This window comes from Bacillus cereus group sp. BfR-BA-01360, from assembly GCF_022663595.1.
GTDB lineage: Bacteria > Bacillota > Bacilli > Bacillales > Bacillaceae_G > Bacillus_A > Bacillus_A cytotoxicus.
In genome coordinates this window covers 1-20145 of record NZ_JAKUFV010000002.1, presented here as the reverse complement: position 1 = coordinate 20145, position 20145 = coordinate 1, and the positions used below count along the sequence as shown (strand labels likewise).

Genomic DNA, 20145 nt, shown 5'->3' with positions numbered 1-20145 from the left:
ATCGAAGGTTAACCGTTAAGATTTACTAAGAATTAGATTTCCGTTCCACCTTATTGCTCCTAGGCGAGTTCAGGATGTTATTTGACTATGTCACACCAACCCATAGCTCTCTGCACAAATACTTGACCTTACTACTCCTATTCAACGCACTTCAATATTCTGAATATAATTTCTTTTTTTAAATTAATACAAATTATATCGATTATATTTCAAACTGTCAATAAGATTTATATATTTTTTGTCGAAAAAAATGTTTTCAAATATGCACGCTGTACGTAAAGTTCCATCTACTTCTAAAATCTTTTATATCGCTCTTTCCTAACAATACTTCATATCTCTTCATAAAAAAGGCAGAAATGGAACTAGATTACCACTCTTTTTTATTCTTAATTTGTACGAATTCCTCTTGCTGTCCAAATTCGATCAATTTCTGCAGCATGTTGTCCCCCATAAAGAAGCGCATCCGCTTGTTTAATTGCTCGTGCTCCATCATGAAATGTCGCATTTGGTGTCAAAGACCAATGGGATTGTAAAATGATTTTTGTCGCTACATCACGCCCAAAGGCTTGCGCCATTTCATACTCTCCTTGCGCCCAAATTTCTCCGTCTGCATGTACTTCATTTTGCATATCTTTTGGATATACTTTATTATTATCTAACCGACGAAGACATGTTGGATCAGAGCTCGAATAAGCTGTTGCATCCCATTCTCCAACACAAGCTTTCCCATATTCTGTCGTCGATACAGCATCTTCATACGTCGCACCTAAGAAATCACCAAACCCTTCCCCCATTGCTCCGCCTTCTAAGGAACTTCCGAACCCTGGAACTTGATTATCTTGGATAGAGTGTCCATATTCATGTGCAATAATTCCGGCATCCTCTGCATCATCTACTCCACCTGTTCCAAATGTTAAAGCTTTCGTTGAGGGAGAATAAAAAGAGTTATCAGCCGTTGTTCCATTTACATTCACTTTAATGGAGCGATTGTTAATATTTTGAAAGCCCAACCCTTGAATATAACGTTGCAAAGTATCAATATGATAATATGCCATGACATCTTCAAAACTATCATGAGAACGTGTGTAATTGAATTGAAAATTTGTAGATTTTGTTTTTGCCTTAGAAGAAATTGTTACATAATCACCAATTAAAAAACCCGTTCCATCTAAACCTTTTAAAATAACCGTTTTCAATTGATTATTTAATTCTACTGAATCTTTATCATTGTTATCTTTCAAGCCTGTTAAGCTACCATTTGATACGACTGGATTTGGCAAAAATACTTTACCCGTTCCCTCTACTTTACGGTTTATATCCACCTTTTTTAATAGCTTTCCACTTCCAGCATCAATCAATGTTTCCCAAGCACCAAATGGTTTATTAGAATGGACAACAACTTTATATACCGGTATAGCAACTCCCTCTTCAATGATATATCCAAATTCTTTCGTCGTTGGTGCCCATAAATTACTTTCATTTTCAGCACCAGATACATATGATTTTGACTTTTGTTCAGCTTCTTGCTCACTCATCTTTTTCTTTATTTCTTTCACCCTTTGAACAGGCTGGTAATCAGAAACTACTAATACACTTTGTCCTGTCCTATTTATTGTCACCGTTATTTGTCGTGAAAATACAGGAGCATCATTTACGACTTGTTGAAATCTCACATATGAGGCTACTGGCGTTTCAGTTGTTGAAATATATCGTAAATCTGATAGATCTTCCTTCAACGCATAATGCGCTGCATTTTCTTTCAAATATTCTATTGCCTTTTCTTTAGGGGAATACTTTTCTAGGCTTACTTGTTCTTTCTCCACTGCCGAAGCTGTAGATACCGTCCCTAACACAAGAGGTATAACCGCCGCGAGCGCTATCACTTTCTTATTCATCAATAGAATCACTCTCCCTAATAAAATCAGAATGTACGAGTAATTCTATAAAAGTAATTCCATTACCTTTATAATGATATTATAAAAAGAAAAAGTAATATTTTCTCAATATTTTTTCGTGAAATAAGAAACTAAAGACTCAATGAATCTGCCCAATCAAATATTAACGCAAAAAACCATAGCCAAAATACACGAATTTGACTATGGTTTCAACCTTTCTTACATTTTACCCTATTCTAAAGAAGCAACAATAAATATGGAACCTTCCACTCATTATGCGATTTAACTAGCTGAATGCAACTGAATTCGCAACTTCTTCTCCTATTCATTTATATCCTCATTCTATATATTTTATCTGAACCCCTTATCTCCTTTCACATCTCTTCTGGCGCACCAATTCCAAGTAAACGCAAGCCCTCTTTTAATACAATCGTTACCGCATACACAAGTGCAAGTCTGCTTTCTTTCTCATGATCATCTTCTAAAATACGTACATTTCCATAGTATTTATTAAACGCCTGTGCTACATCTAATATATACTTTGTAATATGAGAGGGTTCATTTTTTGTGAAAGCTGTTTCAATCACTTGTGGGAATTGATTTAATAATTTCAATGTGTTCCAACTGTAATCGTCATTTAATGCAAATGTTGCTGTTTCAAATTCTACATGTTCTTTTCTTAAAATCGAGCAAGCACGTGCATGTGTATATTGAACATATGGACCTGTTTCCCCTTCGAACTTCAACATTTTCTCTAATGAAAATTCAATATTGTGCATACGTTCGTTTTTCAAATCATGGAAAATGATTGCCCCTACACCAACTTGTTTCGCAACTTCTGCTTTCTGCTTTAAACTTGGATTTTTCTCCTCAATATGTTGCTGAGCAAGTGCGATTGCTTCTTCTAGTACTTCTTCTAGTAATACTACTTTCCCCTTACGTGTAGACATTTTCTTACCGTCTTTTAAAATAAGACCAAACGGCACATGCTGCATCCCCTCAACCCATGTGTAGCCTAATTGTTTTAATACGGTAAAAAATTGTGCGAAATGTAAGCTTTGTTCCGCCCCTACTACATAAAGCGCCTTATCAAATCCGTATGTATTTTGACGATATAAAGCTGCTGTTAAATCACGTGTAGCATAAAGAGTCGCCCCGTCAGATTTTCTAATTAAACATGGCGGCATATTCTCTTCATCTAAATTCACAACTTGCGCTCCATCTGATTCCTCTAATATCCCTTTCTCCTCTAGCATTTCAACAAATTCATCCATCTTATCGTTGTAAAAAGCCTCTCCTTGAAAATTTTCAAATTCTACTCCAAGAAGTTCATAAATGCGAGAAAATTCTTTTAATGATTCATGGCGAAACCAGTTCCATAAAAAGACTGCTTCTTCATCATTATCTTCTAACTTTTTAAACCAAATACGTCCCTCCTCTTCTAACTCTGGGTTTTCTTTTACTTCCTCATGAAATTGAACGTATAACTGAAATAATTCACGAATTGGATCTTCTTTGACAAGATCCTTATTTCCCCACTTTTTATATGCGGTAATAAGCTTTCCAAATTGCGTTCCCCAATCACCAATATAGTTAATACCGACAACTTCATAACCACATTTTTCAGCAATATGTTTTAAAGCATTTCCAATCATTGTTGAACGTAAATGTCCCATAGAAAATGGTTTTGCGATATTTGGAGAAGAATAATCAATTACAACTGTCTTTTCCTGTCCAAAATGATGTTGCCCATATTTTTCTTTTTCAGCTAAAATGGTTTTCAATATATGATTACTTACGACAGAACGATTATAAAATATATTTACATACGGTCCCACCGCCTCTACTTTTTTGAAAAATGACCCTTTTAATTCTGAAGCAATTTCCTTAGCAATTTGTGCTGGTGCTTTTTTATATTGTTTTGCGAGCGTAAAACATGGAAATGCTGCATCCCCAAATTCATCTTGCTTTGGCGTTTCGATTAAAGCCATAATTTCTTCTAATGACAATCCGGCATGTAAACTGTTTACTAGTGCTTTTGCAAATTGTTTTTTGTATTCCATACATTACCCCTCCTTTTATTAAAACCACAAAAAACTCGCCTCTAAAAAAGAGACGAGTTATCACCCGTGGTACCACCCTTGTTGTTCAATTTGAACCACTTTCCCGTTTATAACGAGGACAGGGAACCCCGGCTTACTCTACTATTCGCTTCAAGCAGCGTCTCCGAAGTGCGCTTCATCCTCTTCTCCGTACTAGGCTCACACCATCCCTAGCTCGCTTCCCTTCTGAAGAAGGACTACTCTCTTCATCTACGACATCCTATATAATTGATTATTGCCTATTATACATCTTTTCAAATAATTAGCAAGTTTCAATAACACCAAAATGAAATTTTGCACTTTTTCGCTTATATACAAAAAAATGATGTCGTTCAAATCTTTCACTACGAAAATGATCTTTTAAAACAACTCGTTTCTTTGCAACACGCTTCGCTTCTTGAATCGTTTCATCTGTAATATCATGATATAACGCAAAATGTTTCAGACCGCGGATTCCATCTGATTCCACAATGGTTTCTTCAAACATTGGATCTAAATATACTACATCATAGCGATTGTCTTCACAGTGCTTTAAGAAATTAAAATGTTCACTTTCCTTCACGATAATTTGGCGCATCGCTTCATCCATTTCTGGAATACCCGAACACCATTGTTTTAATCCTTTATCCATAATATAGGCCATGTAGCGATTCCCTTCAATTCCAGTTACAGCACCTTCTTTTCCAACAATATAACTTGCGACAATACTATCTGATGCCATACCAAGCGTGCAGTCTAACACTGTCATTCCTTTTTCTAACTTAGCAGCCTGTACAAATGAATCCTGCTCTCCTCTCATCAACCTTTTCACACGAAACATAGCTGAATTAGGATGAAAAAAGAATGATTCATCCGTTCCGTTTGGATAAATAGCTAATCGATTCTTCCCTACGACAAGCACATCATCTTCAAACTGCTTATGTAATTGATGCACCGAAAGCTCATCTCGCATAGCAAAAGGGCATTGTAATTCTTTTGCTACTTCTTTTGCATACACTGTCATTTCTCTATTTGTTCGTCCTGCTGTTGTTACAATCATTTCTTTTCACCTCATATATAAAGAAAAAAGGGAGAATTCCTTCTCCCCCGTTCCTTAACAATGCTTTTCAAAAGCTCGTTCTAAGTTATGAATAATTTCTTCCATCGTTGCACCTTCAATTTCATGGCGATGAATGAAGTGAACAACTTCTTTTCCTTTTAATAAAGCCATAGATGGTGAAGATGGTGGAATCTCTCCAAAATACTCGCGCATTTTTGCAGTTGCTTCTTTATCTTGCCCTGCAAATACAGTTACAAGATGATCAGGTCGTTTTTCTGAACGCACAACTGCTTGACCAGCTGATGGACGCGCTAAACCTGCTGCACAGCCACAAACAGAGTTTACAACAACTAATGTTGTACCTGTTGCTTGTTCCATATATTCTGTTACAGCTTCTTCTGTTGTTAATTCTTCAAATCCAGCACGCACTAATTCTTGACGCATCGGAATTACCATTTGACGCATGTACTCTTCGTATGCATTTGACATCTTTCTTCTCTCTCCTTCAACTTTCATTCCAAATTCATCATATCACGGTCTAATAATAGGTGCAAAAGAAAGATAGTAATCCTATCATTTTTTTGCAGGAATTTCACAAATCCCTTCCCGGCAATGTCCAACCGGTACTAGCTTTCTATTATTTGCAATATAATCATATACTTTATTTCCAAACTTCAGCAACACGGATAACTTAATGAATGGAACAATAGGCCAATAAGATGGTACTACCTTTGCTATTACATAAATGCTATGGATTCCATCGTACCACTGATCGGCTTTCCACACATAAAGCCTTTGTTCCATCTTATGTTGCAATGTTTCTGATAACTGATATTTCTTCACTACTTCTTTCTCACGAAAAGAAAGAAACGTTATACGTCCCTTTCTATCAAGTTTCTTTGTACGCTCTGTAATCGCAGTACACATCGGACACCAGCTATCATAGAAAACTATCATATTATTCTCCTTTACGCGCTTCCGTCATTTGCTTCCAAACAGATCCTTTCGCTTCTTCTCCACCCTCAATGCGTTCTAGTGCTAGACGCGCTTGCATCGCTACTTCAAATTCTGGGTCATCCTGTGCGGCGCGCAAGGCTGGTATTGCACTTTCATCACCAAGCTCAAATAAAAACATCGCTGCACGCCAACGTACTAACTTACTTGGATCTTTCAATGCCTTAATCATCACAAACATCGCTGCTGGATCTCCTACATCTGATAAGCAATCTCCTGCCGTACGCCGTACACTGACAGAACGATCTAACATCGCTTTATATAGTAATGGTAGTACCTCTTCTCCTTTAATCATTCCTAAATAGGCTGTTGCTAAACGACGAATCGATACTTTTTCATCTTCTAGCGCTTTCTTCAAGACAGGGATATCGTCTTCAGTAGGATCCATCTGTTCCAATGCAGCATACCGTTTTTTCCAATCTGGATCTGACATCATTTCTTCCGTTACTTTATATGGCGTGCGCTTTTGAATTGTTACTTCTACTGCACCGGCTTGATCTAACAACTCTTTCACTGTTTCATTTATGCGCTCTTCAGGATATGCCGCAACAATTTCTTCGACAACTTCTGTTCCGATTTCTTCAAAATTGCCATAGCGTGTACTTTGTTCTACCCATTTTCGCTCTTTCACAACATTTGGAGCAGACATTTGGACTTTCATAATAGCTTCTTTGAATCGGTCTGGTAAACCAACTCGCTCTTCTGTTGTTCCATCTGTTAATTTCACCTGCATGGGAATGGAAAAAAACATTTGAATAAATACTTTCACTTCTCCAAAATGAGAAAGCTGCTCTTTCTCATCGTCTTCTACTACCTCTTCTCCAAATACAGTGCGAACTTGTTGTAAAAGAACTTTCCAATCATACTTCGCATTTCGCTCAACAGCTAAAAAGTCAGCAACATGGTATACACCTTTAATACCTTCGATTTTCAAAATATGCTGTACTTGCTCAGGAGCTTGATCTACATTTTCTTTCGTATAATTATTACGTGCTCCTGCTGGTAATACCTCATTCAAAATAACTTTCATTGTATTTGGACTTGGCGTCGGTTCAATTGCTTTAATCTTCACGTAAATATACTCTCCTTTATTGCTTGTTCTTAGCTGTATTGTAACATGTCCTATTCCTATACTCCTACTAGGATGCTTATTTTTACGAACTCTTCTTATACTGTGGATCAATCAAATACAATCGTGCAAGCACTTCTATCATATGCATTTTGTTTTTCATCCATTTGAAATCTCTCTTTTCCTTTCTAAAAACGTAATTCTTTCAATTACAACTTCTGTTCTATATATTCTCTTTCCTTGATCATTCTCGTAATTGCTCGTATGAATACGGCCCGTAATGCCAACGAGAGAACCTTTCCGGCAGTACTCTAATACATTCTCAGCTGACTTTCTCCAAACAACACAATAAATATAATCTGCTTGTTGTTCCCCTAAACTATTTCGAAATCCTCTATTTACAGCAATACAAATACGTGCATAAGGAATTCCTTGCTTTGTATAGTATAATTCTGGATCTTTTGTTAATCTTCCAACTAATACAACTCGATTCATCATATATATCACCTCACATTTTTTCTCCATTGTAGAAAAAAAGAGAAAATAGGTAAAAAATGAAAAATGATATATTTCCGTTCAGAAATCATAACTTTAAATCTAATAAAATAAAAAAAGAAATTGTATATGATGCAATCATGCAGAATTTCTTGAAATATTTATGCTTCTCGGTAAAAGATAGAATACCCTCCACGAGTCATTCGTATATCAGCACGATAAAAGTAAGCGAATTCACTTTACTTACAAATTCTAGCTGTTCTTGAGATTCTTTAGCATACTTCTCAACAGCTGTATAAATGATTTCAGAGGATCGATACTAAAGTACATCTAATTCGAAAAACTTTAATTTATAGTTCTCCCCCATTGATTATCTATGTTAGATCATAACAAACTTTCATTAGCTTTAGAAAGAGAAAAGCAAAAAACCTGTACGTTTGCAAACGTACAGGTTTTTCTACTAATCATTCTTTGCAAAGTAAGAAACGAAGCGAAGAATTTCTAAGTATAACCATACTAGCGTCATCATTAGACCCATTGCGCTATACCACTCCATATATTTTGGAGCGCCGCTGCGTGCACCATTTTCGATTAAATCGAAATCTAGTAATAGATTTAATGCAGCAACGACAATAACAACCGCACTAATGATTATACCGATTGTTCCACCTTGGTGAATATATGGAACTGTTACACCAAAGATATTTAATGCGAAAACAATTAAGTACATAATCGCAATTCCAACGGTTGCAGCCATAATACCTGTGCGGAATTTATCCGTTACTTTTACTACGCGAGTCGCATATAACACTAACATTGCAAATAAAATGGAAACAGTTAGTAGTACCGCATTTAAAACGATAGAATCTCCAAAACGCATTGTGTATATAGCTGAAACACTTCCTAACACAACACCTTCTACCGCTGCATAAATTGGCGCACCAATCGGTGAAATACGCGGAATAAAGATTGATGCAAATGCGATAATAGCAGCAACAATTAACGCACCAATAAATACTGGCATTTTCATTACACCATTCATCATCTGTATGTATGAATAGACAGACGTTGCAAGAAGCAAGATCAGCATAATAAAAGTTTTGCCTATCGCTCCGCTAATTGTCATGGCAGACGCACTTGCTCCTTCTTTACGAAATGCCTCTTTTTTCAACATTGGATTAGATGTTCTCATTTTTCCCCTCCTATAATAGGTTCTACCAATAGTGTAAAGTTTTTCTCTTTATATTTCAATATATGCAGCTTGTTTTTATTTTAATCCTTCAACAATATCTGAAAGCTCACTCCATCGTTCCATCGCTTTCTCTAGTTGTTCTTCAAGTTGTTCCTGTGCTTCAGCAAGTTCTTGCGCCTTCGTAAAGTCAGAACCTACATTTGCAAGTTCTTCTTCAACCGCTTCCAATTTTTCTTCCAGTTCTGCTATCTTATCCTCAATTGTGTCCCACTCGCGTTGTTCGTGATAAGATAGTTTGCGTTTCCGTTGTTGTTTCGGTACTTCTTCTACTTTCTTTTCTTTTCGTACTTCAGCTTTTTCAAGTCGTTCTTTTGTTTTTTCTATTTCTAAATAGTCACTATAACTTCCTAAAAATTCACGAACTTCACCATTTCCAGTAAAAATAAATAATTCGTCTACGACTTTATCTAGAAAATAACGATCATGCGATACGGTTAACACTACGCCTGGAAAATCTTCTAAATAATCTTCTAATACTGTTAATGTTTGTGTATCTAAATCGTTTGTTGGTTCGTCCAATAACAATACATTCGGTTCTCCCATTAAAATGCGCAATAAATATAATCGTCTTCGCTCACCACCAGATAATTTCCCAAGTGGCGTTCCATGTGAATGCGGCTCGAACAAGAAACGCTCTAGCATTTGTGAAGCACTAATGACTTTGTCATCTGTCGTATGAATAACCTCTGCAACCTCTTTAATATATTCAATCATACGTTGATTTAAATTCATTTCTTCGTTTTCTTGTGTATAATACGCAATTTTTACAGTTTGTCCTACTTCAATTTCACCACTATCCGGAGATAATTTACCTGCAAGCATGTTTAATAATGATGATTTCCCGCTACCATTTGCTCCAATAATCCCAATGCGGTCACCTGGTTTTACAATATGACTAAACTTATGAAGCAACGTCTTATCCCCAAACTTTTTCGTTACATCTTTTAATTCAATCACTTTCTTTCCTAGTCTGCTACCGCTAAGTGCAATATCAACAGCCTGCTTCGCAGCAGGTCCTTCTTGATTCTTTAAATCTTCGAAACGTTGAATACGAGCTTTTTGCTTCGTTGAACGTGCTTTTGCTCCGCGGCGAATCCAAGCTAATTCTCGGCGATATAAATTTTGTCGTTTTGCTTCTTGCGCTAGTTCTTGTTCTTCACGAAATGCTTTTGCTTCTAGAAATGTACTGTAATTCCCTTCGTAGCTATATAATTTTCCTTTATCTAATTCAAAAATGCGGTTTGTTACGCGGTCTAAGAAATACCGATCATGTGTAACAAGTAAAACAGCTCCTGTATACCTTGATAAATACTCTTCCAACCACTCTACTGTTTCATGATCTAAATGGTTCGTTGGTTCATCTAGTATGAGTAAATCTGGTGTTTCAATAAAACATTGTGCCATCGCAATACGTTTCTTTTGTCCTCCAGATAAATTTCCAACTCTTGCAGTAAAGTCTGTGATCCCTAATTTCGTTAAAAGAGACTTCGCATTCGCATTTGCTTCCCATGCATTCATTGCATCCATACGTTGCTGCATCGCAAATAATTGCTCTTGTACTTTTTCACTATTTGGATTTTGTTCAATCTGCAATAGCGATTGTTCATATTCACGAAGAAGCCGAATAAGAGGTGTATCTCCATGAAAGACTTGTTCAAGAACAGTTAAATCTTCCTTAAAGTCTGGCTGCTGTGGTAAATAACTAATTGTATACCCGCGCGTATGTGTCATATCGCCTGTATCTGGAATTTCTACACCAGCGATAATTTTTAACAATGTTGACTTCCCTGTACCATTTACCCCAATAATTCCAGCACGTTGTCCTTCCGCTATGCTAAATGATAATCCATGAAATAACGGCTTATCTCCATATGATTTTGATACATTTTCGACTGTTAACATTTTCATATTTGCCCATTCCACTCTTTCATAAATTGTTCAATAAATTCTTCCATATAAAGATGACGACTTTCCGCCTCTCGCTTCGCTGCATCTGTATTCATTAAGTCTTTTAACTTTAACAGCTTTTCGTAAAAATGATTGAAAGATGGATCATTATTTTTTCTATACTCTTCTTTCGTCATCGATTCACGCGGCGGAATATTGGGATCATACATTAATCTTCCCTTTGCTCCTCCATATGCAAATGTACGAGCAATGCCAATAGCGCCAAGAGCATCTAAACGATCCGCATCCTGAACGATTTTTCCTTCTAGCGATTCTACCTTGCCGCCATGTCCACCTTTATAAGACATATTTGCAATAATATGTAGAATATGTTTCCTTATTTCCTGTTCTACCCCTAACTTCTCTAGCCAGTCAGAAACCTTTTTCATTCCAGCTTCTTCACTTTCATTCAGTTTCTCATCCGCAACATCATGAAGCAAAGCTGCCATCTCAATAACAAAAAGATCCCCACCTTCTTGCTTGGCTAAAGAAGTCGCTAATTTATGTACACGCTCAATATGATACCAATCATGCCCGCTTGCGTCTTTTTCTAAAATATTTTTAACAAACGTCACTGTTTTTTGAATTTGTTCCTGTTTTATCATTTATCTTCACCCAGTTTCTTATTGTAACACGCCCTTATTTTTTCATCACATATTTTCTTGTCTGCCCATAGACTATTTTGTATGTATGATGATGAAGGAGGAAATCAAATGTTCTATCATAATCAACAGCCTTACCCGGGGCAACCGTACTACCCTCAAAACGCAGAACAACATGCTGCAATCACAGACCAAGAGCTTCACGTAACATCACAACCTCAGTATTCAAGCCAGTCAGACTTTGTAAAAAACTTTCAAGAAAACCAAATCTCACAAAATCCATATCTCACTCAACAACATCAAGAACCTCAATATAGGCAGAATTCCTATACGCCACAACACTCAGAAGAAACGCAGTATCTTCCAAATACAAATCAACAAAATCCATACTTATCAGAGCAAGCTACCTATCAGCAACCTCAAATGTATCAACCATATCCAAACGTTCGCGTTTCGCCACCAGCACCAACATTAAACCCGATACAACCACAAATCTTACCACCAGGCCCTGCGACACCAATTCCAACTGAACCGACACAAGAACAAATTCAACAAGTTGTCGGCACACAGTTTCTCTCTTTAAAAAAACCTGTCCTTGATTTCGTAAAACCTTGGGTTCAATACGGTATGAATGAAGCAAAGCATACATCCCACGAACACGCAATGACCGAAATTGCTGCAATTATGTTTTTAGTTGGAAAAGGATTCAATCCAACGATTGCGCATTATATTGTAGAATCTTGGGAGAAGAATGAGCAGTTTTAGAAGCATTTTACATTTCCAACAAAGAACCCCCTAAATGTTTGAAATACAAGCACTTAGGGGATTTTTTATTTATCCCGCTATTTTAGGGGCAGCCCGATTGGTGGGGGCTCATAATCAGTGGGGGATGAGGAAAAACCCCACTGATTAAAGTTTCACTTTATAATTATTGTCTTACTTCATAATACCATCCGCGCGCTTTTAACCATGCTTCAAACTTTGCAAGCGATTCTTCGCTTAAACCACCTGTGACAGCAAATGGATTGTTTCCTTCCCCTGGAAACTCAATCTTTGCCCACCAATTATGATCTAAAAAATACTTTGAAACTTCCGAAATAGCATTCACACCTAATCCGCCTGTGACAACATATTTACTTACGGGTACTAGATCTACTCCTGTAACAGTTGACACAAGTGCACGCGCCGCCTTGTCCGCATTTTGATTATATTTCTTCATGTCACTTTCATTATCTATAAACAATAGTTCAAAATAATAATCTGTTTTTGTTTTATTTAACCACCCTAAATCAGGACGAGATTTTACCCCGCGCCAGTTTGTCCCAAATGCATTAGCAACAACTTCCCCAAGTTGTTCACACTTCGCTAAATTTCCATAACTCGGATGATATAACACTTCAGTTCCACTTGCAGAACCGTTGAAGGAATTCAAATGAAAAGTGGCATCAAAAGCACTTTTCACGCGTAAATGATTATTTGCACAATTGGTCCAAACGGCCGTCTGTGTTGTGCCGACGTTATCCGTACAATCTACCACACTCCAACCCGCTTGTCTAAAATAATGTCCAACTCGCTGCACAAAATCCCGAGCAACTAATTCTTCTCTGCCGTAAGAACTGTTTGCCCCAGGAACGATGCTATTATGACCTGCTGAAATTGCCGCAATTGGCACTATAAATCATCTCCTTTTCTATTATCATATTCAGAACTTGTCTTACGGTCAGAGCAAATGCCTAAAATGCTACGATATTCTTACATATTATGATTCTCTTTTTTTTGATTGGCTCGCTAACCTCTGCACACTTAATAAATTTTTCACTGTAGCTTTGAGTAAAATCACGCCGTAAAAAAATATGGCAATGTTCTCAATCTCGTTTAGCCTCTTTTTTTATAAATTAAAGAGACAGTTTAATTGAAGATGATATAATAAATCTGATTATCTTAAGGGGGGCATTGTTTTGTACGGAAAATGCATTAAATTTTACGAATTCGGTAGTCCTAAAAATGTGTTAAAAATTGAATATAAAAATATAGAACCACCAAAAAACAAAGAGATTATAGTTCGAATGTTAGCGCGACCTATAAATCCATCTGACTTAATTCCAATAAGAGGAGCATATGCACATCGGATTTCTTTACCTAACATACCTGGTTATGAAGGAGTTGGTATTGTAGAAGATATAGGCTCCTTAGTTTCTAAAGACCTTATTGGCAAACGTGTCTTACCTTTACGTGGAGAAGGTACTTGGCAAGAATTTGTTAAGACATCAGCAGACTTTGCTATTCCTATACCTGATTCAATTAATGACTTTACAGCAGCACAAATGTATATTAATCCAATTACAGCATGGGTGACTTGTACGGAAATTCTAAAATTAAAACCAAACGATGTTTTATTGGTTAACGCTTGTGGTTCTTCCATTGGGCACCTTTTCGCTCAACTATCGCAGATTTTAGGTTTTCGATTAATTGCAGTTACAAGAAACAAGAAATATACAGAGGCTTTACTTCACCTTGGTGCTTCTTATGTAATAGATACTTCTACCGTTTCACTCTATGAAGCAGTGATGGAATTAACAAATGGAATCGGGGCAGATGCTGCTATTGATTCCATTGGAGGCTCAGATGGAAATGAATTGGCTTTTTGTTTACACCCTAATGGGAATTTTTTAACCATAGGGCTTCTATCAGGGATACAAGTAAATTGGGGAGATATTGTAAATAGGGCGAGAGTAAATGCTAATATGTTTCATTTACGAAATTGGAATAAAAATGTCTCAGTATATAAATGGCAAGAAACATTCCATCATTTGATTCATTTAATAGAGGATAAAAAATTACGCTTCATGACAGCTGATTCTACTCATGATTTAACAGATGTAATAAAAGCTATCGATGCAGTCGAATCCTTTAAAAAAACGAAAGGGAAAGTATTTTTAACAAGTTATTAACTTATGAAAGCAAAAAAGTATAATCAATTTTTTTATTCTAAACTATCATGTAATACAACAAAAATCTTCTATCAACAGGAGATTTTTGTTGTATTATTTAAAATTGAAACGGTCCTTCCTGTTTTTCTATCTCCTACAAACAGTTGATTCATCCAATTATATTGTGATAACGCTCTTTCCAATTTGTTACTTATTTCATTAGAAACAGAATAAAAGTAAGACAGAACCTTCACTTGAGAGGTGCGTAAATAAGGTTCAATTCTAGAAAAAACAGCAGAACATTTTCAATCCCGAATCTGTAAATAAAGTAGCCCCTCCTACTTTATCACTTGTATACAATAAAAAAGAAGATTCATTTTGTTAGAATCTGCTTTCTTAAATACCATTCATCAAATAAAAACATAGAATATTGCTTCACATAGTCCCTTTCATAATTAATCCTAAAATTGCTAAAACAATTGAACTGATAATAATCCGTAAAATCCAAGTTGTATTCAAGCTTATTTTTTCTAATTGTTTATTTATGGTAGAAATATCTTTTTCGTTAATCGTTGTACGAGTTTCCAAATTACGAATATCTCGCATAATTTCCTTTTGATTTAACTTTAAGTCTTCCATTTTGGACTTTAGGTGATTAATTTCTTCCATACTTTCACCACTCTCATAAAAAGGTATATACTGATAACTTGCTTATCTTTTTTATCTTGTATCAAAAACCTTTATATATCATTACCTACTTACTAATATGGAATCCCTCCACTATATATTCATCGTCATATTTATCATAGTGTAGGCCACTACCTATTTTTTGCCTTGTAACTTGATCTTGTAAGAATAAAGAACTTTCATCCCTAGTTGTCCCGATTTCAATTCCATATTTTTTCGTTAAGTAGGCCAATTCTATTAAAAACCATTCTCTTCGCAATTCTACCGGCAGGTTGTATGTTATTTTTTTCATCTCATTTATCACCTCATCTATTTTCCAGAAAGGATTTCTGATTCATTTCTATACTATTTGATTACTTTCATATGCTTTATAGCACTATACTATATGCATGTCCGCACGAAACTGTTCCACCTTTCCAAATAGCAGTAAATCAGAATGAAGAAATACAAGCGATATATAAATCGCAAATATAAAAATAAAAACCTGCACTTTTTTCTCTTTTCATTTCACATAAAAACCATTTTACTATGATACACATTTAGTTAACATAAAAATATTATGTATTAGTAGGGAGGTGGAGTTCTCTCACACCTTCCTACTATACTACTTCACATTAAGAACATCTTGATGCACCTATCGCTAGCAAGAACTCCGCAAAACTTTCAAGAATTGGCACTTTTAACGTAATCAAATCATCCACTTTTGTAACCAAGAAGAACTCACCATTTTCTTCCAAAACACAAAGCACTACTAATTGTAAGTTCATTTCATTTCCCTCCTTTCAGACGAGATACTATACTCTATGAATGAACCTCAAAAAAGTAATAGTATTTATATCTATTTTTTATGATATAGAGAAAAAATAATCTAAAAACCTATTAAAAACTACATACCCTTAATATATTGCTATACAATTAAATAAATCATATTTTACAAATGGAGGTAAAAACATGTTTTTGGGATTAATATCGGTGCAATTTTATTTTTGATTGCTATCATTCTACTCATTTTATATATTGTTTCATCCTTTAAGAAAGAAAAATGGGAAAGCAATGAAATACGGGAGGCCTGCAGTTGTTTGTGTCTTATTACAAGAAAGTTCTAGACTAAAAATAAAAAGGGCTATCCCATAAGTCGGTTTCACCGAGTTATGGGACAGCCCTTTTTACTTCTTTGTTTTGATATAAACTATGCAATACTTGAACGGATTTCTTTTGCTCTTTGTTCCGCTTCTTCTACGTTAGATGCATGCCCTAACTCTACTAATAACCCAGTTGCAACCGTCCCTGTACGATTTCGTCCACCGGAGCAATGGTAAAAATATTTTTTCCTTGTTCTACAGCTTCCTTAACTGCCCCAATTGCATTTTTAACAGAGTCATCATCTTCTTCTATAACTGGGTAAGCATGTCGCTTAGCTTCAGCTGGAAATCCTTCTGGTTCTTCTCCTCCAGCACGTAAGTCAAATACCTCTGATACGCTACCCCCTCCTCATCAACTGAATCTTTTGCTTGCTCTATGACTTCCTTACGATCGTTTTCAACTTCTACTTTTGGATCCATTCGGCTTATCGTAATATTTCCTAGTTCTCCATGCATGACATAATTAACATGTGCTGCAGAATCAAAAATTTCAACCTTTTTCATCTCTGATTTCTCCCTTTCTTTATAAAATAAGCCGAGAAAAAATTCTCGGCTTATTTTGTTTTCAATTATTCTCCTGTTTCAGCGAATTTTTTAATGCGTGCGCCAATTTCATCACGAACTCTTTGGAATACAGACCATTCTTGACCAGCTGGATCATCAAATCCCCAGTGAACTCGTTTTACATGAGGCGGTGTGGTTGGACACACATCATTTGCATGACCACAAAGTGTTACAACAAGATCCGCTTTATCTAAAATGTCACAATCAATGATATCTGATGTTTGATCCGTAATATCAATATCTACTTCTTTCATTGCTTTAACCGCATTCGGATTTACTCCATGCGCCTCAATACCAGCAGAAAGTACATTCCATTTGTCACCTAAATATTCTTTGCCCCAAGCTTCTGCCATTTGGCTACGACAAGAATTTCCTGTGCATAAAAAGTAAATTATTTTCTTGTTTTCCATGATAATTCCACCTTTATTATGAATATTTATTTGGGTTGTGTTTGAAAGTATTTACGCTGGAACCAAAGTGCGACATTTACAAGTGCGATCATAACTGGAACCTCGACTAAAGGTCCGATAACTGCTGCAAACGCTGCACCTGACTGAATTCCAAATACACCTACAGCTACAGCAATCGCTAATTCAAAGTTATTACTTCCTGCTGTAAAGGCTAATGTTGTTGATACCCCATAACTTGCACCGATTTTTTTGCCCATAAAGAAAGAGACAAAGAACATGATTACAAAATAAATGAGTAACGGAATTGCAATACGTACAACATCAAATGGTACGCTAACAATCACTTCTCCTTTTAGAGAGAACATCACAATGATAGTAAATAGTAATGCGATTAAAGTAATTGGACCAATCTTTGGAATGAATACTTTTTCATACCATTCTCGTCCTTTCGTTTTTACAAAAATCAAGCGTGTTAGCATTCCTGCGATGAATGGAATTCCTAAATATATAAACACTGATTTTGCAACCTCTGCCATTGTTATATCTACAACAGCACCTTCAATTCCTAACCATTCTGGAATAACTGTTACAAACACATAAGCATATACTGAGAAAAATAACATTTGGAATACAGAGTTAAATGCTACTAATCCTGCCGCATATTCTGTATCTCCTTTTGCTAAGTCATTCCAAACGATAACCATCGCAATACAACGTGCTAGGCCAATCATGATTAATCCAACCATATATTCTGGTTTATCTGGTAAAAATATAATGGCTAAAGCAAACATTAAAACTGGACCAATAATCCAGTTTTGTACCAGTGATAATACTAATACTTTTACATCTTTAAAAACGCGCCCCATCTCTTCGTAACGAACTTTCGCGAGTGGAGGATACATCATTAAAATTAATCCAATGGCAAGCGGAATAGAAGTAGTTCCTACCTGTAAGCTATTCATTCCCTCTACAAAACCAGGGGATAGATATCCAACACCAATTCCAATAACCATCGCAAGGAAAATCCAAAGAGTTAAATACCTATCTAGGAATGACAGTCGCTTTTTCCCCGTGTTGCTCATTCTTCTCACTTCCCTTTCCTATTGTTAAACTAACATTTACATCGAAGGGTTGAATTACACTTTTCAATTTGTTGAATATTTTCTTTCTGATCAGGAACATGTTGCAAAATATCTTTGATAATTGGATAAAAGCTACTTTCTTCATTTAAAGAATAGTAAATCCATTGTCCCTGTCTTTCTTCTTTTAATAAGCCAATATCTTTTAATTTTCGAAGATGTTGACTTATAGATGGTTGGCTCATATCAAAGACTACTTGAAGTTCACATACACAACATTTACGTTCATTTAAAATTGCAATGGTTGTAAGTCTTGTTTTATCCCCAAGTAGCTTCAAAACACCGGATACTTGCGTTAACTCTACAACTGTTTTTTGCATCGCAATCCCTCCTTTCAAATAATTATATAAGCATACACTTATATGTTGAGTAAAAAAATAGATTCTTATGCAGTTGTTCAAAATAAATATTAAACCCTGACTGAATTCCATATAAGTATATAACTAATTACTTATATGTTTCAAGCCATATAACTCATTTTCAGAAAAAATTATTACTTCTGAGTATTCATTGCAAATGTTTTAGTTGAGCAACATCTTAAAACAAAGTATACGATTTTTCTTATTTTGTAACCAATTCATCCATCTGATTTAATTCTTTATATACTTGCTCAAAGTTTTGAAATGTATAATTTCCATATGCAGTATGATCTCCTTGGCATCAATAAGAGTACACTTCTGGAAATTCATAACAAGTTTAAAATAGGACTTAAAGTATTCCATACTAAGTTGGCTTCCATTATTAATAATCATATAATCACCTTATTTCATTTATTTAACAACCTATCTTACAACTTCATCTCTCCATCAAAACGTTATCCTTCCAAATTCCATTTACCTACCCTAGTTTCTCCCACACCTACATATGCACATCTTGATGATACTTTTTACTAACAGAAGCCCATCCAATGATAGTTTAATGTATTTTAGCTACTATACATGTCTTTAGATCACGATTCATTTTCCATTTGTTCCAATCAGAACATTCCGTCTCAATAGTAGCCGTTTTAGTTCATATACCCCTTAAATATATCGCTTACCTGAAGCCAATCTTTTTCTGTTAGCTGAAAATACTATACTCCATAATTTTCATCACCCCTTCTACTATTATGTTTTTTACACTTTAAGGCCCTTAGTCAACTTACTAAGAACCTTAAAGTGAACATTAACCAGTTTTATTAAAGTGTTCTTTAAACTCTAAGTTTTCTTCAAAAAACTGATCACTTATAGGTACTTTCCTTTTGTGTATCTGTTGAACTAGTCAGTCTAACGTCTCCTATTATTGAGATGGAAGATACTATTATTCATTAATGTTTTCTATATTTAAAATTTCTATTTTAAGACCACAAATATGCAGCTCCCTTAATTTGATAGTCTAAGTTTACATGCCCTTATTTTATGGAAAAGTAGTTCTAAAAAAATAGAAAAGCCTCCTTATTGAGGCTTTTCTATTCAGAGTGTTGAAAAACAACGCTGTCAATACGATTTTTAAAAAAACCTTTAAAAATGTCTCCTTTTCTAGAATAATAAAAAGAAAGGAGGCGTTTTCATGTTTTATAATCAAAAAAATCTTGAGATTACACAAAACCGTAAATTTTATGAAGCTATGTATGATCAAGATCATCATTTGGTTCGTATTGAAAAAGAAATGAATTGGAATATTGTTTATACATTAGTAAAACCTTTTTATCAATCTCCTGTGGGGCGTCCTTCTGTAGATCCACTCATTATCGTAAAAATTTTGTTGATTCAATATGTTGAAGGGTTCCGCTCTGTCCGTTTCACATGTAAACAAGTCAAACAAAACGCTACATATAGATGGTTTTTAGGTATTTTTCCTCATGCAAACATACCATGTC

General features: G+C 35.5%; 21 protein-coding genes, 1 pseudogene and 2 other annotated features (1 of these 24 only partly in view). Of the genes and pseudogenes, 3 read left to right on the top strand and 19 right to left on the bottom strand.

Annotation, left to right across the window (positions count from 1 at the left end; translation table 11 throughout):
- Positions 1-154, bottom strand: a binding site (T-box leader) (it extends 96 nt beyond the left edge of the window).
- Positions 155-386: 232 nt separating this feature from the next.
- From MR056_RS01920 to MR056_RS01875, 10 genes are all read right to left on the bottom strand, one after another.
- Entirely contained in the window at positions 387-1898 is a 1512-nt protein-coding gene (locus tag MR056_RS01920; RefSeq protein ID WP_087098569.1) for a M36 family metallopeptidase, read from the bottom strand.
- A 371-nt stretch (positions 1899-2269) separates the two neighbouring features.
- Positions 2270-3958 (bottom strand): arginine--tRNA ligase, encoded by a 1689-nt coding sequence (gene argS, locus MR056_RS01915; protein ID WP_087094854.1) that lies wholly within the window; start codon positions 3956-3958, stop codon positions 2270-2272.
- A gap of 45 nt (positions 3959-4003) precedes the next feature.
- Positions 4004-4219 (bottom strand) — a binding site (T-box leader).
- A 40-nt stretch (positions 4220-4259) separates the two neighbouring features.
- Positions 4260-5036, bottom strand: coding sequence for a class I SAM-dependent methyltransferase (locus MR056_RS01910; protein WP_087098567.1), 777 nt, complete (start codon positions 5034-5036; stop codon positions 4260-4262).
- A 54-nt stretch (positions 5037-5090) separates the two neighbouring features.
- On the bottom strand, positions 5091-5525 hold the full coding sequence (locus tag MR056_RS01905) for a BrxA/BrxB family bacilliredoxin (RefSeq protein WP_087098565.1): 435 nt from the start codon (positions 5523-5525) through the stop codon (positions 5091-5093).
- Between the two features lie 84 nt (positions 5526-5609).
- Positions 5610-5993: a thiol-disulfide oxidoreductase DCC family protein gene (locus MR056_RS01900; RefSeq protein ID WP_012094101.1), complete on the bottom strand. Its 384-nt coding sequence runs from the start codon at positions 5991-5993 to the stop codon at positions 5610-5612.
- 1 nt (position 5994) lies between these two features.
- Positions 5995-7122: a conserved virulence factor C family protein gene (locus MR056_RS01895; RefSeq protein ID WP_048722873.1), complete on the bottom strand. Its 1128-nt coding sequence runs from the start codon at positions 7120-7122 to the stop codon at positions 5995-5997.
- 156 nt (positions 7123-7278) lie between these two features.
- Positions 7279-7617 (bottom strand): single-stranded DNA-binding protein, encoded by a 339-nt coding sequence (locus MR056_RS01890; protein WP_041809657.1) that lies wholly within the window; start codon positions 7615-7617, stop codon positions 7279-7281.
- A gap of 457 nt (positions 7618-8074) precedes the next feature.
- Positions 8075-8806 (bottom strand): Bax inhibitor-1/YccA family protein, encoded by a 732-nt coding sequence (locus MR056_RS01885; protein ID WP_087098563.1) that lies wholly within the window; start codon positions 8804-8806, stop codon positions 8075-8077.
- Positions 8807-8881: 75 nt separating this feature from the next.
- Complete coding sequence (locus MR056_RS01880; RefSeq protein WP_087098561.1) at positions 8882-10774, bottom strand: ABC-F family ATP-binding cassette domain-containing protein; 1893 nt, start codon at positions 10772-10774, stop codon at positions 8882-8884.
- Positions 10771-11418 (bottom strand): HD domain-containing protein, encoded by a 648-nt coding sequence (locus MR056_RS01875; protein WP_012094096.1) that lies wholly within the window; start codon positions 11416-11418, stop codon positions 10771-10773. The genes MR056_RS01880 and MR056_RS01875 overlap by 4 nt, the downstream gene beginning before the upstream one ends.
- Positions 11419-11526: 108 nt before the next feature.
- On the opposite strand from MR056_RS01875, the gene MR056_RS01870 reads away from it, so the two are divergent.
- Positions 11527-12180 (top strand): superantigen-like protein SSL4, encoded by a 654-nt coding sequence (locus MR056_RS01870; RefSeq protein ID WP_087098559.1) that lies wholly within the window; start codon positions 11527-11529, stop codon positions 12178-12180.
- 163 nt (positions 12181-12343) lie between these two features.
- Here MR056_RS01870 and MR056_RS01865 read toward each other — a convergent pair whose 3' ends face one another.
- Positions 12344-13087, bottom strand: coding sequence for an N-acetylmuramoyl-L-alanine amidase (locus MR056_RS01865; RefSeq protein WP_176371930.1), 744 nt, complete (start codon positions 13085-13087; stop codon positions 12344-12346).
- Between the two features lie 286 nt (positions 13088-13373).
- On the opposite strand from MR056_RS01865, the gene MR056_RS01860 reads away from it, so the two are divergent.
- Complete coding sequence (locus MR056_RS01860) at positions 13374-14366, top strand: zinc-dependent alcohol dehydrogenase family protein (protein WP_012094093.1); 993 nt, start codon at positions 13374-13376, stop codon at positions 14364-14366.
- 414 nt (positions 14367-14780) lie between these two features.
- Here the strand turns inward: MR056_RS01860 and MR056_RS01855 are convergent, their stop codons facing one another.
- The 8 genes and pseudogenes from MR056_RS01855 to MR056_RS01825 form a co-directional block, all read right to left on the bottom strand.
- Positions 14781-15014 carry a hypothetical protein gene (locus MR056_RS01855; RefSeq protein ID WP_012094092.1) on the bottom strand — a complete coding sequence of 78 codons (234 nt, stop codon included), beginning with the start codon at positions 15012-15014 and terminating at the stop codon, positions 14781-14783.
- 85 nt (positions 15015-15099) lie between these two features.
- On the bottom strand, positions 15100-15324 hold the full coding sequence (locus MR056_RS01850) for a hypothetical protein (protein WP_012094091.1): 225 nt from the start codon (positions 15322-15324) through the stop codon (positions 15100-15102).
- A 322-nt stretch (positions 15325-15646) separates the two neighbouring features.
- Positions 15647-15799, bottom strand: a complete 153-nt coding sequence (locus MR056_RS01845; RefSeq protein ID WP_012094090.1) for a hypothetical protein — start codon at positions 15797-15799, stop codon at positions 15647-15649.
- Between the two features lie 422 nt (positions 15800-16221).
- A pseudogene (locus MR056_RS01840) lies at positions 16222-16511 on the bottom strand (protein-tyrosine phosphatase family protein); the annotation flags it as partial.
- Positions 16424-16678, bottom strand: a complete 255-nt coding sequence (locus MR056_RS22505) for a hypothetical protein (RefSeq protein WP_087098555.1) — start codon at positions 16676-16678, stop codon at positions 16424-16426. The gene MR056_RS22505 and the pseudogene MR056_RS01840, both read right to left, overlap by 88 nt.
- 65 nt (positions 16679-16743) lie before the next feature.
- Positions 16744-17148: an arsenate reductase (thioredoxin) gene (gene arsC, locus MR056_RS01835; RefSeq protein WP_087098553.1), complete on the bottom strand. Its 405-nt coding sequence runs from the start codon at positions 17146-17148 to the stop codon at positions 16744-16746.
- Between the two features lie 26 nt (positions 17149-17174).
- Positions 17175-18230 (bottom strand): ACR3 family arsenite efflux transporter, encoded by a 1056-nt coding sequence (arsB, locus tag MR056_RS01830; RefSeq protein WP_012094087.1) that lies wholly within the window; start codon positions 18228-18230, stop codon positions 17175-17177.
- Between the two features lie 29 nt (positions 18231-18259).
- The gene (locus tag MR056_RS01825) at positions 18260-18607 is read right to left on the bottom strand and encodes an ArsR/SmtB family transcription factor (RefSeq protein ID WP_087098551.1); all 348 of its coding nucleotides are present in this window, start codon (positions 18605-18607) and stop codon (positions 18260-18262) included.
- 1228 nt (positions 18608-19835) lie between these two features.
- On the opposite strand from MR056_RS01825, the gene MR056_RS01820 reads away from it, so the two are divergent.
- The coding region (locus tag MR056_RS01820) for a transposase (RefSeq protein WP_242136513.1) at positions 19836-20145 on the top strand (310 nt) is incomplete at its 3' end.